Raw genomic sequence first — 15726 nt, forward strand, 5'->3', positions numbered from 1 at the left:
GTAGAATAAAGCACCACCGGCTGAGGCGCTTATCTGAGCCATTCTCCTTTTCCTATTTCTTACACCAGCCTGAAGACCTGCCTCTGTACAGAGGCAGGCCTTTGGGCGTTTTTTAAGAAGACATACTTTTCAGAGGGCACACACCTATGAGTTATACGACACAGCAGGACATCCTCGATTTCGTCGAGGACAACAACGTAAAATTTGTCCGCTTCGCGTTCTGTGACATCTTCGGCTTCCAGAAGAACATCGCCGTGCTGGCAAGCGACCTTCCCAAGGCGCTGGAGGATGGCGTCTGCTTCGACGGCAGCGCCATCGCGGGCTTCATGCACGTGGAGGAGAGCGACCTGGTCCTCCGGCCCGACCTGTCCACCATGACCATCCTGCCCTGGCGCACGGCTGAGGGCCGGGTGATGCAGTTCTTCTGCGACGTGGAAAAGCCGGACAACACCCCCTTCGGCGGCAACTGCCGCGGCTTCCTGCGGGACATCAACCGCCGGTTCAAGCAGCTGGGCCTGCGCTGCAACGTCGGCACCGAGTGCGAGTTCTATCTCTTCGAGAACGACGACCGGGGCCGTCCCACCCGCATCCCCATCGACGCAGGCGGCTATTTCGACGTAGCGCCGCTGGACGCCGGCGAGAACATCCGCCGGGACATCTGCCTGACCATGGAGCAGATGGGCCTCGCCCCCCAGCACAGCCACCACGAGAACGGCCACGGCCAGAATGAGATCGATTTCCACTACGCCGGCCCCCTCAACACCGCCGACAACATCTTCCTGTTCAAGCAGATCGTCCGGGCCGTGGCGGCCAGCAACGGCTTCCACTCCAGCTTTCTGCCGAAGCCCCTGCCCGACCAGGCCGGCAGCGGCCTCCACATCAACCTCTCGCTGACCATGGACGGCAAGAACCTCTTTGAGGGCGACATCGCCCCCGACAGCATCCCCGGCAGCTTCATGGCGGGCATCCTCCGCCACAGCCGGGAGCTGACGGCCTTCACGAATCCCCTGCCCAACAGCTACCTCCGCTTCGGCTGCGACGAGGCTCCCCGCTACGTGAGCTGGAGCCGCCAGAACCGCAGCCAGCTGGTCCGCATCCCGCAGGTGAAGGGCGACAACTGCCGCATGGAGCTGCGCAGCCCCGACCCCGCCTGCAACCCCTACCTCGCCATCGGCCTCGTGCTGGCAGCAGGCCTCGACGGCATCGAGAACCGGATGGAGCTGTCTGCCCCTGTCAACCGCAACCTCTTTATCCCGAGCGAAGCCGCCGGTCTCGGTCTCGAGACCCTGCCCGCCTCGCTGGAAGAGGCCGTCGAGGTGGCCCAGAACAGCGAGTTCCTTCACAAATTCCTGCCCGACGAGCTGAGCCGCCGCTACTATGCCGAGGCTCTGCGCCGCTGCGAGGCGCTCAAGAACGCCTCCGACCCCGCCGAATATGAGCGCGTCCACTACTTCAATGCCATCTGATGCAGAATGACATAGGAAAGGAGTGAGCCGAATGGGACGTGCCCTGATCGTAAGCGCGGGCGCAAGCTCCAACGAATATATCTCCGCACGCCTGACGGAGCTGGGCTATGCGCGGCCCCTCATCGTACCAAGTGCGGCGGAGGCGCGGCGGAGGATGCTGGAATCCGACTTTGAGCTCATCGTGGTCAACTCGCCGCTGCCGGATGAGTTCGGCCACGAGCTGTGCGCCGACGCCGTGGAGAAAACGGATGCCGGTGTGATATTTCTGGCCAAGGCCGCAGCCGCCGAGCAGCTTCTGACCCCGCTGAGCGAAGAAGGTGTTCTGCTGGTCACAAAGCCCTTCTCCAACACCTTCTTTTTGCAGGCCATCCAGATGGCCGCCGCCAGCAACCACCGCCTCCTGCTTTTGCGGCAGGAGAATCAGCGGATGCAGGAAAAGCTGGTGCAGGTGCGGCTGGTGAGCCGCGCCAAGTGCTGCCTCATCGAGCTGGGCCATATGACCGAGGCCGAGGCGCACCGCTACATCGAGAAAAAAGCGATGGACACCCGGCGCGACCGCGCCGAGGTCGCGCAGGAGATACTGGACTCCTACGACCCCGCGCAATAATCCGTATTGCGCCCCCACTGAGGGAAAGTATCTGCTTATCGTGCTATTCACGGCAAAGAATATCTGTAAATTAGAGGAGAACCATTATGGCAAAGTTTATTTTCGTGACCGGCGGCGTCGTCTCCGGTCTGGGCAAAGGCATCACCGCCGCCTCTCTGGGCCGACTGCTGAAGTGCCGCGGCCTCAAGGTGGCCAGCCAGAAGCTGGACCCCTACGTGAACGTGGACCCGGGTACCATGAGCCCCCTGCAGCACGGCGAGGTCTTCGTCACCGACGACGGCACCGAGACCGACCTGGACCTGGGCCATTACGAGCGCTTCATCGACGAGAACCTGAATAAGTATTCGAACCTCACCACCGGCAAGGTCTACTGGAACGTGCTGAACAAGGAGCGCCAGGGCGCTTACCTCGGCCAGACCGTCCAGATCATCCCCCACATCACCAACGAGATCAAGAGCTATATCTACAATCTGGCCTCTTCCACCGAGGCCGATGTGGTCATTACCGAGATCGGCGGCACCACCGGCGACATCGAGAGCCAGCCCTTCCTCGAGGCCATCCGTCAGGTGGGCCTCGAGCAGGGCAAGGAGAACTGCTGCTTCATCCATGTGGTGCTGGTGCCTTACATCTCCGGCTCCGATGAGTACAAATCCAAGCCCGCACAGCACTCCGTCAAGGAGCTGCAGGGCATGGGCGTCAGCCCCGACATCATCATCCTCCGCGCCGACGGCAGCGTGGGCAGCGACATCCGCCGGAAGATCAGCACCTTCTGCAACGTCAAGCCGGAGTGCGTCATCGAGAACCTGACCATGCCCAGCCTCTACCAGTGTCCGCTGATGCTCCACACCGGCGGCCTCGACGACGTGGTGGTCAAGCAGCTGCATCTGGATGTTCCCCCCGCCGACCTCACCGAGTGGAAAGAGATGCTGGCCCGGATCGCCACCCGCAGCAAGACCTGCACCATCGCCCTCGTGGGCAAGTACGTCAAGCTGCATGACGCCTATCTGTCCGTCATGGAAAGCCTCTACCACGCCGGCTTTGAGAACGACAGTCAGGTGGAGATCAAGTGGGTGGAGAGCGAGGACCTGACCGACCAGGCCGCCTGCAGGGAAGCCTTTGCGGACGTGGACGGCATCATCGTCCCCGGCGGCTTCGGCGACCGCGGCATCGAAGGCATGATACAGGCCGCACAGTACGCCCGCGAGAACGATGTCCCCTACTTCGGCATCTGCCTCGGTATGCAGATCATGGTCATGGAGTTCGCCCGCCACGTTCTGGGCTACGCCGACGCCAACTCCAGCGAGTTCACCCCCGAGGGTCATCACAACGTCATCGACCTGATGGCCGACCAGCAGGGCAACATCCCCAAGGGCGGCACCATGCGTCTGGGCAAGTACCCCTGCACCGTCCTGCCCGGCACCAAGATGGCCGAGTGCTACGGCCAGAGCGAGATCTGGGAGCGCCACCGCCACCGCTACGAGTTCAACAACGACTACCGTCAGGAGATGCAGGACGCCGGTCTGGTCATCTCCGGCACCAGCCCCGACGGCCGCCTTGTGGAGACCGTGGAGCTGCCGGGCCGTGACTTCCACCTCGGCGCACAGTTCCACCCCGAGTTCAAGAGCCGTCCCAACCGCGCACATCCCCTGTTCAAGGGCTTCATCGCAGCGGCGCTGAAGTTCAAGAAGGGCAAGATGGGGCACTGAGAGGTTGTACGAAGGCAAACCTGACCCTAAACCCAAAAGCACCCGCTTTCCACATCACTGTGGAGAGCGGGTGCTTTTTTGCTATGATGCTATGTAGCCTTGCTTACTTGCTGGCCTTCGTGCTCTTCTTACGAGTGGCGGTCTTGCGGGCAGGCTTTGCGGCAGGAGCGGCCTCGGCGGGCTTTTCCTCGGCCTTGGCGGGTGCGGCTTCGGCCTTTGCCCCAGCGGACTTCGCAGCAGTCTTCTTTGCCGCAGGCTTTCTGGTGGTCTTCTTCACAGCAGGTGCAGCCTTTTCCTCAACCGGCTTTTCCTCGGCGGGAGCAGCGGCCTCGGCCTTGACCTCAGCGGGCTTTTCCTCCGCCTTGGGGGCGTGCTTTGCGCGGTCCTTCACCTCAGAGATGGTCCACAGCTGGTCCTCGCCGGCAGTCTCCTGCCAGATCTGGAGCACAGCGCCGTCCGCAGTACCCATGCCCACGGTGTCGATGCACTTGCCGGCAGCCCACATGGAGCGCAGGCGGACGGTGCCGGCCGGGGTGGGCTCCATCTTCCACATCTGGGAAGTTCCGCCCACGTCCTCCCACAGGTGGAGCCAGGTGCCGTTGGCGGTGCCGGTCATCATCAGGTCGATGAGCTTGCCGGAGGCGCGGTTGCGGATACGGTAAACGCCGTCGCCCTCGCGGACGAAAGCCCACTCCTGCTCGGGCTTGTGCTCGTACTTGCCCAGACGGATGTTGCCGCCGTCCTTGACGCTCTCCACAGCCTGAATGACGCTGCCGGTCTTGGCGGCGATGGTGTAGAAGCGGTCTGCTTCAATGATAGTCTGTGCCACAGATTTCATAAGATTTCCCTCCGTATCCCGGGGCAGGATCTCCCCGGAACTCTTCTCTGCGCTGTTTTTTATCTTCGCGCTTTTGTTTCTTTCCATAAATTATACCACTTGACGTGATTTTCTACAAGCAATTCGACCTTTCTTTGGCAAATTTGCCAAAAGGCATTCCATTTTCTCCCGCTTTTGCACTCAATACCCTAACTTTTTGAGGCAACGGCGACGACTGCAGCGGAGCCGACCGCTGCCAGCGGCAGATGAAGGGAGGCGAGGCTGGGGCAGCCTTCTGCTTTTCAAGGCCCCGCCCAAGGGGCCGAAGAAAAGCAGCAAAGGCAACCCGAGCGCCAGCGGCGGAAACAGGGAGGAGCTGTTGGGGCCGCGGCCAGCAGGATGCAAGCGACAGCGCGGCAGACGCTGGGAGCCGCAACCCGGTCACCGTATCTGAGGAGAAAGCTTCCACCGTGCCTGCCCGCACTGCTGTCTCGACATTTCCCCCGATCTGCGCTATACTTATTGTATATCTGCATTTTACCCGTTCTTTGCGCAAAGAGCGGTATTTTCTTTGATTTCCGAAAGTGAGGTATCTCTTCATGCCGTCTTCCCCCCGCACCGCATCCGACGCCGCCGAGCTGGAGCGCAGCAGGCTCCAGTTCGAGAAAATGACCCAGACCCCCGTGCCAAAGCTCATTCTCGGCCTCGCGGCCCCCACCATCCTGAGTATGCTCATCACCAGCATCTACAATCTGGCCGACACCTTCTTTGTGGGCCAGCTGTCCACCAGCGCGTCGGGCGCGGTGGGCGTCGTGTCGAGCCTGATGGCCATTATTCAGGCCCTCGGCTTCATGCTGGGCCACGGCGCGGGCGGCATCATCAGCCGCAGCCTCGGCAGTCAGGACACCCATGCGGCCACAAAGTTCGCCTCCACCAGCTTCTTCACGGCGCTGACCTTCGGCGCAGTGCTGGCCGTTCTCGGTCTCGCTGCCCTGCCCGACTTCATGATGCTGCTGGGCAGCACCGACACCATCCTGCCCCACGCCTGCGCCTACGCGCGGCCCATCCTCATCGCGGCCCCGCTCATGATGTCGAGCCTCGTGATGAACAACATCCTCCGCTACGAGGGCAAGGCCAGCTTCGCCATGATCGGCCTCGTCACCGGCGGTGTGCTCAACATCGTGCTGGACCCCGTCTTCATCTTCGGCCTCGGCATGGGGACCGGCGGCGCAGGCACGGCCACCGCCCTGAGCCAGAGCATCAGCTTCTGCATCCTGCTTTCCATGTTTCTGCGGGGCAAGACCGTCAGCCGATTCCGCATCACCCAGGTCACCCGCAGCGCCCGGGACTTCGGGCAGATCTTCTTCAACGGTGCGCCCAGCTTCGGCCGTCAGGGCCTGAACAGCATCGGCAGCATGCTGCTGAACGTCGCCGCCCGCAGCTACGGCGACGCTGCCGTGGCCGGCATGAGCATCGTGTCCCGCATCTTCCAGTTCGTGCTGTCGGTGGCTATCGGCGTCGGACAGGGCCTGCAGCCTGTAGCGGCCTTCAACTACGGCGCCCGCCGCTTTGCCCGGGTGCGGAAAGCGGCCATCTTCACCATCTCGACGGCTTTCGTCTTTATGGCGGTGCTCAACTCCCTCTGCTGGTTCAACGCCGAGCCCCTCATCCGCCTCTTCCGCGATGACCCCGAGGTCACCGCCGTGGCTCTGCCCGCCCTGCGGTATCAGTGCGTCGCCATGTTCTTACAGCCCGTCATCATCGTGACGAATATGATGTTCCAGTCCATCGGCAAGTCGGGCCGGGCCACCTTCCTCGCCTGCTGCCGTCAGGGCGTCTGTTTCATCCCGCTCATCCTCACCCTGCCCCACATCTGGGGCCTGAGCGGCATCGAGCTGTGCCAGCCCATCGCCGATGGCCTCACCTTCTGCATCTCGGTGCCTTTCCTGCTGCCCTTCCTGAAGGAATTGAAGGAACAGGGAGACGAAGAATAAGCTTGTCATAATTTTGTAACCAGGCCCGTCCACATTTCTGCAATGAAATGTCCGGGTCTTTCGTATATACTATAGATGGGAAAGTCAAATTCTGGGAGACTGTGAGGTGTTTCTATGAAGACCACTCTGCTTCGACTCAGCCGCCGCGCCGCCTGCCTCGTGCTGGCGGGCGGGCTGCTGACGAGCTGTTCGCTGCTGCCTGCGGCGTCGCCCCGACACGAGGGGACGGCGTCCTCGCAGGCTCCGCAGTATTACAGCGACGCATGGCTCCGCGACGACTCGCTCCACTACCTCTACTCTTACACCGGGAACGGCGGCGGCACCATCCTCCGGGGCAGCAGGGTGCTCTACAAAGCCAGCAGCTCCGACAGCATCCAGCTGCTGAAGGACACCCTCACCGGCGAGACGAACCACTACCTCGTGGCTCACTCCACCCCCGGCACGGAGGAGCGCACTTCCACCCTTTACGACGCCGACGGCAATGCCGTCATGACCTTTCCCTACGCCGTGAGCGCCACTCTCTCGGGCGGGCTGCTCATCCTGCGGGATGACGCCGACGTCTGGGCTTTCGAGAACGGCACCACCGGCGGCATCCGGGTGTACGACCTCGCCACCGGAGCTGAGCTGCCCGTGCCTGAGACGGCCCTTGACTGTATCGTTGTGGACGAGGGCGGCCAGCGCCTCATCTTCAACTGCTACGACCTGCCCGATGGCCTTACTTACGCCTACGACGACCCTGACCAGCCGCTTCACCAATACGTCCTCGTCACCGACCGGGAGGGCAATGTGCTGATGCGGGAGGACGGCTGCACGGCCAGCTCCCTCGCATCGTATCGCGGCGGCTTTGCCGATTGGCTCGATTTGAGCTGGTTCCGCGGCTCAGACTGGGGCATCGCCCGCGAAGCCCTCTACAATGTCACCACCGGCGAACTGCTCACCGGCGAAGAGGACAGCGCCGTCTCGGCCTGCGGCGTGGGCGTCGCCTGCCTTCAGAGCCGTCAGGACAGCCGCTCCGTCCTCTACGATTTGAACAGCGGCGAGGCCGTGGAGCTGGGCCGCTTCGACTGGTGTGTGATGGACTACACGCCCGGCTGTGTCACCCTCCTCGGCAGCGATGACCCGGATAACCCCTACACCCTCATCGACCTCGCCAGCGGCGAAAAGACCGCCGTCCAGCGGAGCGACACGGACTACCACTCCGGTAATGTCGCTGTGCTGACGGCAAACAATGTCCTTAAAATCTATGACGGCACCACCGGCGCGCTGCTGACCGACGTAGAGGTGACGCCCGTCGAAGAGGGACACTATGTCAGTCTGACCGCTCTGCCCGACGGCTACGCCCTGCTGCAATACAACAGCGAGAACTACGACACCGTTGCCATCCAGACCTACAGCGGCGATGGGCTGCTCTGGTCGTCCGCCGGTGAGGCCCAGCAGTACACCTACGCCTCCTACCTCACCAACACCGCCAACGGCCCTCTGCTCACGGCCCACCGGGACAACAGCGACTCGTCGAACCTCTCCGACGTGCTGGACATGGAGGGCAATCTGCTTCTCCGCCGCCTCGGCAGCTGCTACAGCATCGACGATCTACCCGACGACTGCTTTATCGCGCGGCAGGGCTTCGACTACGGCCTGATGGACTCCACCGGCCAGTGGCTCTACCGCGAAAGCATCTTCTCCTCCCCCAGCGACGACGCTGGCGGGGGCTACCTGTACTGACACGGAGGTTTTTGATATGAAAGAGATGATCTCCCGCCGCAGCTTCCTGCGCGTGATGGGCCTCGGCTTCGGGGCGGCGATGCTCACCGCCTGCAAAACCGGCACGGCGGACTCCCCCGCCGACTCTCCGGCGGCGTCTGTCCCCGATGCGGACACTCCCGTCCCCTTCCTGACCGAGGACGAGTTCCCCCGCCTCGACGGCTCCACGGCCTGCATCCCCCTGATGGCCCAGATGAAGGCTGATGTCACCGGCATGGACCTTCTCGAGGCCCAGACCAGCATCACCGTCAGCACCACGGCCTATGCCTGGGAGAACTTCGGCCTCTGGTCCCGCAGCGACAGCGAGGACTACGGCGCACAGCTCCTCATCGTCTACGAGGCCCCCGAGTACGTCAAGGAAGAGCTGGCCGAGGCCGACGCAAAGCTCGAACAGAAAGCCATCGGCCGGGACGCGCTGGTGTTCATCGTCAACGAAGAGAATCCCGTCCGGAGCCTGACCCAGCAGCAGCTGCGGGATATTTATGCGGGCCGCATCACCAGCTGGAAGGACGTGGGCGGCGCGGACTCCCCCATCGTGGCGTTCCAGCGGGGCGTGGACTCGGGCAGTCAGACCCTCTTCAAAAAGCTGCTCATCGACAAGGGCGACGGCCAGCTGATGGCTGCGCCCACCGAGCTTGCCCCCGCCGACATGGGCGGCCTCGTGGACAGCATCGCCGAGTACAACAACTCCGCCAACGCCATCGGCTTTTCGGTCTACTACTACATCGACCAGATGTACTCGAAGCCCGGCCTCCGCCTGCTGGCTGTGGACGGCGTGACCCCCGGCAATGACACCATCGCCGATGAGAGCTACCCGCTCTGCAACGAGTTCTACGCAGTCGTCCACGCGGACGCCGCCCCCGACAGCCCCCAGCGGAAGGTCTACGACTGGCTGGACACCGACGAGGGACGCAGGTGCATCGAGAAGGCGGGGTATGTAGCGGCAACACCGTAAGCCTCTCCCTCTGGGAGAGGTGTCACCGCAGGTGACGGAGAGGGCAAGCTCGTGGCGAAAGGGCCGCCACACAGCGATAAACTGACTGTTTGTCAGAGCGATACTGTCGCTGTGCCTGTGCTTTTCTTGTAGCAGCCTTGCCCTCTCAGGCGCTTCGCGCCAGCTCTCCCAAGGGGAGAGCCATTTCCTCGAAACAAAACCGCCTCCGGGTCTCCCCGGGGGCGGTTTCGTTTGCCATATTTTACACCGCCAAACACCACAGCGGCGTCGTGATGAGCGACAGCACCGTGGAGATGGCCGTACACTTGCTGGCGAAGGTGGAGTCTGCGCCATACTTCTCGGCGAGGATGGTGGTGGTGCCGCCCATCGGCATACCGGCCAGAACGACGGCCACGCCTGTCGCCAGCTGGCCCACATGGGCCGCGCGGCATCCCACCAGCACCACCAGCGGCATCAGGAAGAGCCGGATGATGCAGTAGAGGATGGCGTCCTTGTCCAGCAGCGGGTGAAGATCGCGGCTGCCGATGATGGCCCCGATGAGGAACATCGACATGGTCATGTTGCAGCTGCTGGTACACTGGACGGCCTTGCCGAGGAAGGTGGGCAGCTGCCACTGGGTCAGCATGATGACCATGCCCACGAACACCGACGCGATGCAGGGGTGGGTGATGGTCTTGCGGAGCACTGCGAGGCGGTGCTTCTTCTTTTCCTCGGGCGTGGCGGGAGCGGCATCCTGCATGAAGTAGGACACCCCCACCGACCACATCACGATGCGCTGGGGGATGAGGTAGAACGACGTCAGCAGCCCCACCCCGCCGAACAGCCCCTCCGCCAGCGGGCTTCCGAGGAAGCCCGCGTTGGAGCAGACCGTGCCGTACTGCATGACGGCCTTCCGCGCGAAGGGATAGCAGTTGTAGCACACCGCGCAGACGACGCCGTAGAGCATCTGCAATAAGATCGACAGGATGAGGATGTCCCGGGTGCTGCGGAAAATTTCCACGTTGAACTCGATGCGGAACGACTAGATGATGTTCGCAGGCAGGATGATGAAGAGCAGCAGGTCGGTCAGACAGGCGCGGCCCTGGTCGGTGATGAGCTTTTTCTTTGCCAGAAAAACGCCGATGGCCAGCAAAAGCATCATCTGCGCCTGCAGGTCCAGCATGGTGGAAAATTCGGGCATGGTATCCCCTTTCATTTGGACGCTCTTTGCTTAGCTGAACCAATTATAATCGCGTGATGAGCCGATTTCAATACCCGCGCCCCGCCGGGCGGCATGATTTTTCTGAATGGCGGCGATGCAGTCGGAGACATAAAAGCAAAAGCCCCACGACACACGCCGCTTTTCAGCGGTATATCGTAGGACTTTTTGGAGCTGGTGACAGGAGTTGAACCTGCAACCCACTGATTACAAATCAGTTGCGCTGCCATTGCGCCACACCAGCGAGTATCGTTTGCACAGGGTACTTTAGTAGAATACCAGAAACCTCCCCGCTTGTCAATATCTTTGTCTGCCCCCCGGCCCCGCTGTCGGCCCATGCAGCGCTGTCGTCAGGGCGTTTCAGGACATCTGAGGGGCGATTCACGCACAAAAAACGGCGATTCACGCAGATTCGGTCACATTATGGCCGGAATATGGTAGAATAAATCAGACTCAACATTTATGCTTCTTCCACAATCTCCTGCCGTTTTGTTGGGAGCTTCTGTGCAAAACTCACACTTTTCAGAGGAGGTTTCCATGATCTCTTATCGCAAGCTTGCAATGCGCGTTCTGGGGCATCCGCTGCGGGTGCCGACAAACGCCCCCCGGCCTGCGTCCCACCGGGTGACGGCGCTGGCACTGACAGCCGCAATGGTGGCCGGCATGGCCGCACCGGCGTATGCGGGTACATATTATATTGACAACAACGGCGGCGACATCACAGTCACCAAAGACGCTGAAGGCAACGTCTATGTCAAGCGCTCGAATAAAACTTATGATGCAGACAGCCTCGGCGATAAGGACGAGGACGGCAATGTCACCATCAAGGGCGGAACAGGAACCGACATCACCAAAAACCCCGACCCCGGCACCGGCTCTTCCGGAACCGGCTCCACCACCGGCGGCTCTTCCGGCGGCAGCTCTTCTGAGGGCGGCACCACCGCAACCCCTGCCGCCAAATCCAATTTGACCGCGCTCCCATCAGAAGACAGCGAAAGCCAAGACGAAGACAAGGTCTCCCCCGACGGCACCAATGCCGACCCCAATGGCAGCGACTCTTCTGAGGGCGGCGAGGAAAACCAGACCCAGCCCGGCGAGAACACCGGTGCGGGAAGCTCTGACCCTGAGAGCACCGGCTCTGGGGACGGCACCTCCGGCTCTGACGACATCACCGGCGGCGAGAAAAACGACACCAAGCCCGACAGCACCACCACCGGCGGCGAGGAAAACGACCCCCAGCCCGGCGACAGCTCTGCGCCGGGAAGCCAGATTATGTACACCAGCGCCAATGACGACGAAGGGACCCCGACCGAATCGACCACGGTCTTGAAGACCGCGGCGGATAACTTCAAGGCCGCGGCCCAAAACGTCATCCGCATCATCAACAAGCTCGCGGGCAACGATAACACTCTCAACGTGACGCTGGACAATGTCAACATCACGGCCAAAAACGACGCCGCCCTCAGCGTCGAGGGCGAGGGCGACACGAAAATCACGCTCAGAGGCAGCAATACCCTTATCAACGACCTCCTCCATGCCGGCCTCGAGCACAACGAAGAGAGCACGGGTACTACCGGCAAACTGACCATCACATCCGAAAAAGATGCCGATGGCAACGACACCGGCAGCCTGACTGCCACAGGCGGCAATGGCGCTGCTGGCATCGGCTCGAGCGACGGCAAAGGTGCCGGCACCATTGAGATAACAGGCGGCAACATCACCGCCATCGGCGGCAACAATGCTGCCGGCATCGGCAGCGGTTACAACAGCAACGGCACTACTACCATCAAGATCAAGGGCGGCACCATCGTAAAAGCCCAGGGCGGCTCCGGTCGTGGCAGCTCCGGTGGTGCCGGCATCGGCAGCGGTGACATCGGCAGCGGTGACACTGGCAGCAGCACTACCAATATCACCATCTCCGGCGGCACCATTGTGGAGGCCGTGGGTGGCACCACCGGCGACGGCATCGGCGGCAGCAGCGGTAACAGGAGCAATTCTACTACCGTCACGATCAATGGTGGACGCATCGAAAAAGCGCAGGGCGGCCAAGGCTATTCCACCTACGACGGCGGCGACGGCATCCACAGCGACGGCGACCTCACCATTCCTGGCACCGCCTCCATTGGCAGCGCCATCGGCGGCAGCGGCGGCAGCGACATCGTAAGCAGTGGCGCTGGCAACGGCATCTACAGCGGCGGCAAGCTCACCATCTCCGGCGGCACCATCGGAACCGTGCAGGGCGGCAATGCAACTGCCGACCACAAGGACGGCGGCAGCGGCATCTACAGCAAAGGCGACCTCTCCATCGAGGGCGGCACCATCGGAACCGCGCAGGGCGGCAGCGGCAGAAGCGGCGGCTATGGCATCCGCAGCAACCAAGAGCTCACCATCGAGGGCGGCGAGATAAAACAGGCTACCGGCGGCGACGCTACCGGCGGCGACGCCACCGGCGGCACCGGCATCGGCAGCAACGGTACGCTCACCATCGCGGGCGGCGAGATACAGCAGACTACCGGCGGCAATGCCACCGGCACCTTTGGCACCGGCGGCAGCGGCATCCGCAGCGACGGTGAATTCGCCATCTACGGCGGCACCATCACAAACGCTACCGGCGGCGACGCCACCGGCACCAGTGGCAACGGCGGCAGCGGCATCCGCAGCAAAATTGCGAAAATTTTGGGCGGTATCATCACGAAGACCAAGGGCGGCAACGCCACCGACACCAACTCCGGCGACGGCGGCCACGGCATCTACAGTGACGGCGCGCTCACCATCTCCCAGAGCGAAAACTCCAAGAGCACCACCATCAGAACCGCGCAGGGCGGCACTTCTACCAATGGCACCGGCGGCAGCGGCATCTACAGTTGCGACACGCTCACCATCTCCCAGAGAGACAACTCCACGAGCACCACCATCGGAACCACGCAGGGCGGCACTTCTACCAATGGCACCGGCGGCAACGGCATCTACAGCAGCGGCAATCTCTTCATCTCCAAGAGCGCCGCCATCACGGACGCTACCGGCGGCGCTTCTACCGACGACACCGGCGGCTATGGCATCCACAGCGGCAGCATGCTCACCATCTCCGACAACGCCACCATCACGAATGCCACCGGCGGCAGCGGCTGGAGCGGCGGCAACGGCATCTTTGGCGCTGCCATGAAAATCATTTCCAGTACCATCGGAACCGCGAAGGGCGGCGAAGGCAAAACTTCCGGCGGCAATGGCATCTACGGCGTTGGCAAGCTCACCATCCAGAAAGCCACCATCACGAATGCCACCGGCAACAAGGCCACCGGCAACGGCAACGGCGGCAGCGGCATCTTCAGCGACGGTATGCTCTCCATCGACAGCGCCACCATCACGAACGCCACCGGCGGCGACGCCGACAACGGCACCGGCGGCAGCGGCATCCGCGGCGACGGCAGCAACGATAAGCTCTCCATCTACAACGCCACCATCACGAACGCTACCGGCGGCAACGGCAAGAGCGGCGGCAGCGGCCTCTTTGGCAAGACAATGGAAATCATTTCCAGTGCCATCAAAGCCATCGGCGGCAGGGCCACCGGCGAGGAATCCTACCATACTGGCGGCGCAGGCATTGCCGGCAGCGAAAGCCTCACCATCAAGGGCGGCACGACAGTGCAGGCTACCGGCGGCAACGCCACCGGCAACGGCACCGGCGGCAGCGGCATCCGCAGCGGCAGCGACAGCAGCAGCGGCAGCCTCTCCATCTCCGGCGGCACCATCAGCGCCGCCGGAGGCAGCGGCAAGAGCGGCGGCGCGGGCATTGCCAGCAGCGGCACCGTTTCCATCTCCGGCGGCGAGATAGAGCAGGCTGTCGGCGGCAACGCCACCGGCGAGAACGGCACCGGCGGCAGCGGCATCTGCAGCAACGGTACACTCACCATCAGGGGCGGCGAGATACAGCAGACTTCCGGCGGCGACGCCACCGGCAAAGGCGGCACCGGCGGCAGCGGCATCCGCAGTGACGGCACTGTGAAAATTTGGGGCGGCACCATCACGAAGGCCACCGGCGGCAGCGGCAAGAGCGGCGGCGGCGGCGACGGCATCGGCAGTTACGGCGTCCTCACCATCTCCGGCAGCGCCAAAATCGAAACCGCGCAGGGCGGTGCTTCTACCGATGGCAACGGTGGCAGCGGCATTTCCAGCGGCAGCATCCTCACCATCGAGGGCAGCGCCAACATCGGAACCGCGCAGGGCGGCGCTTCTACCAATGGCACCGGCGGCGACGGCATCCACAGCGACAGCGTTGTGAAGATTTCGGGCGATACCACCACGAAGGCCACCGGCGAGAACAGCACCGGCGGCAGCGGCATCGGCGGCAACTCTGTGAATGTTGCGGGCGGCACCATCAACACCACCGGCGGCAGCGGCAAGAGCGGCGGCGCGGGCATTGACGGCGACATCGTCTCCATCGGCAATATCGACACCCCGCTGAACATCACCGCAACCTCCCCCGACGCCGACAATGCCATCCAAAGCCGCGACGGCAAGAAGCTGGACGAGATCATCCATCTCGAGGAAAACGGCATGCTGGGCCTCGTGAAGCTCGTAGAGAACGGCGTAACGCGGCTCTTCCACAACGGTGTCTACACGAAGAGCATCTATCCCGCCATCAGCGAGACCCACCCCCTCGGCGAGTGGCGCACCACCAAAGAGCCTACCTGCACCGAGAAGGGCGAGCGCCAGCGCAGCTGCACGGTCAGCGGCTGTGTCGTCACTGAGACGGAGGAGCTGCCCGCCCTCGGCCATCAGTGGAGCGGCTGGACGCCTGTCGAAGGCGGCAGCCGTGAGTACCGTATCTGCACGGTCTGCCATGCGGTGGAGTACCGCGATGTCTCCCACAACAGCGGCGACAGCACCATCTCCACCGGCCTGCGTGTCCTCGACTCGACCCAGGCCGACATCCTCCAGAACGCCCAGCTGGTCCGGCTGAGCCAGATCAACGATGTTCTCTACATCGATGTCGCCCTTGAGACGGCGTCCCTGCAGGGCGTCCTTTCCGATTTGACCGGTCTCCGCTCTGAGAACATCGAGACCGTTGTCTTCTCCACCGAACGCTGCACTTCCACCCTCTCCCTCTCCGATGTTGCAGCCCTCGGTGCGGGCGATACGCCTTTCACCCTCAGCCACAGCGGCTCCACCGCCAGCTTCATCGTGGGCGGCGCAGACCACAGCGCACTGCTGAGGTAAGCACA

At 62.8% G+C, this 15726-nt stretch carries 10 protein-coding genes and 1 tRNA gene; 7 read left to right on the top strand and 4 right to left on the bottom strand.

Annotated features, from left to right (window positions below):
* The first annotated feature begins 146 nt into the window (after nt 1–146).
* From F3G95_RS04865 to F3G95_RS04875, 3 genes are all read left to right on the top strand, one after another.
* On the top strand, nt 147–1466 hold the full coding sequence (locus tag F3G95_RS04865) for a glutamine synthetase family protein (protein WP_149794069.1): 1320 nt from the start codon (nt 147–149) through the stop codon (nt 1464–1466).
* Between the two features lie 31 nt (nt 1467–1497).
* Nucleotides 1498–2073, top strand: a complete 576-nt coding sequence (locus tag F3G95_RS04870; protein ID WP_149794070.1) for an ANTAR domain-containing protein — start codon at nt 1498–1500, stop codon at nt 2071–2073.
* An 86-nt stretch (nt 2074–2159) separates the two neighbouring features.
* The gene (locus tag F3G95_RS04875) at nt 2160–3779 is read left to right on the top strand and encodes a CTP synthase (RefSeq protein WP_149794071.1); all 1620 of its coding nucleotides are present in this window, start codon (nt 2160–2162) and stop codon (nt 3777–3779) included.
* 103 nt (nt 3780–3882) lie between these two features.
* Here F3G95_RS04875 and F3G95_RS04880 read toward each other — a convergent pair whose 3' ends face one another.
* On the bottom strand, nt 3883–4617 hold the full coding sequence (locus F3G95_RS04880) for an RICIN domain-containing protein (protein WP_188117511.1): 735 nt from the start codon (nt 4615–4617) through the stop codon (nt 3883–3885).
* 578 nt (nt 4618–5195) lie between these two features.
* Here F3G95_RS04880 and F3G95_RS04885 point away from each other — a divergent pair.
* The 3 genes from F3G95_RS04885 to F3G95_RS04895 all read left to right on the top strand — a co-directional run bounded on the left by F3G95_RS04885 (nt 5196) and on the right by F3G95_RS04895 (nt 9306).
* On the top strand, nt 5196–6590 hold the full coding sequence (locus F3G95_RS04885) for an MATE family efflux transporter (protein WP_149794073.1): 1395 nt from the start codon (nt 5196–5198) through the stop codon (nt 6588–6590).
* Nucleotides 6591–6704: 114 nt separating this feature from the next.
* A complete protein-coding gene (locus F3G95_RS04890; protein ID WP_149794074.1) occupies nt 6705–8312 on the top strand; it encodes a DUF5046 domain-containing protein in 1608 nt (535 codons plus the stop codon).
* A gap of 16 nt (nt 8313–8328) precedes the next feature.
* Nucleotides 8329–9306: a substrate-binding domain-containing protein gene (locus F3G95_RS04895; RefSeq protein ID WP_149794075.1), complete on the top strand. Its 978-nt coding sequence runs from the start codon at nt 8329–8331 to the stop codon at nt 9304–9306.
* Nucleotides 9307–9547: 241 nt separating this feature from the next.
* On the opposite strand, the gene F3G95_RS04900 is transcribed toward F3G95_RS04895, so the two are convergent.
* The 3 genes from F3G95_RS04900 to F3G95_RS04905 form a co-directional block, all read right to left on the bottom strand.
* Nucleotides 9548–10306, bottom strand: a complete 759-nt coding sequence (locus F3G95_RS04900) for an AEC family transporter (RefSeq protein ID WP_149794076.1) — start codon at nt 10304–10306, stop codon at nt 9548–9550.
* Nucleotides 10307–10327: 21 nt separating this feature from the next.
* On the bottom strand, nt 10328–10501 hold the full coding sequence (locus F3G95_RS13745; RefSeq protein WP_187156268.1) for a hypothetical protein: 174 nt from the start codon (nt 10499–10501) through the stop codon (nt 10328–10330).
* Between the two features lie 172 nt (nt 10502–10673).
* Nucleotides 10674–10748 (bottom strand) — tRNA-Thr (locus tag F3G95_RS04905).
* A 293-nt stretch (nt 10749–11041) separates the two neighbouring features.
* Here F3G95_RS04905 and F3G95_RS04910 point away from each other — a divergent pair.
* On the top strand, nt 11042–15721 hold the full coding sequence (locus tag F3G95_RS04910; RefSeq protein ID WP_149794077.1) for a hypothetical protein: 4680 nt from the start codon (nt 11042–11044) through the stop codon (nt 15719–15721).
* Nucleotides 15722–15726: the final 5 nt, after the last annotated feature.

The sequence above is a fragment of the Faecalibacterium sp. Marseille-P9312 genome (genome assembly GCF_902497445.1).
In the GTDB taxonomy this organism is placed as follows: Bacteria; Bacillota; Clostridia; order Oscillospirales; family Ruminococcaceae; genus Faecalibacterium; species Faecalibacterium longum.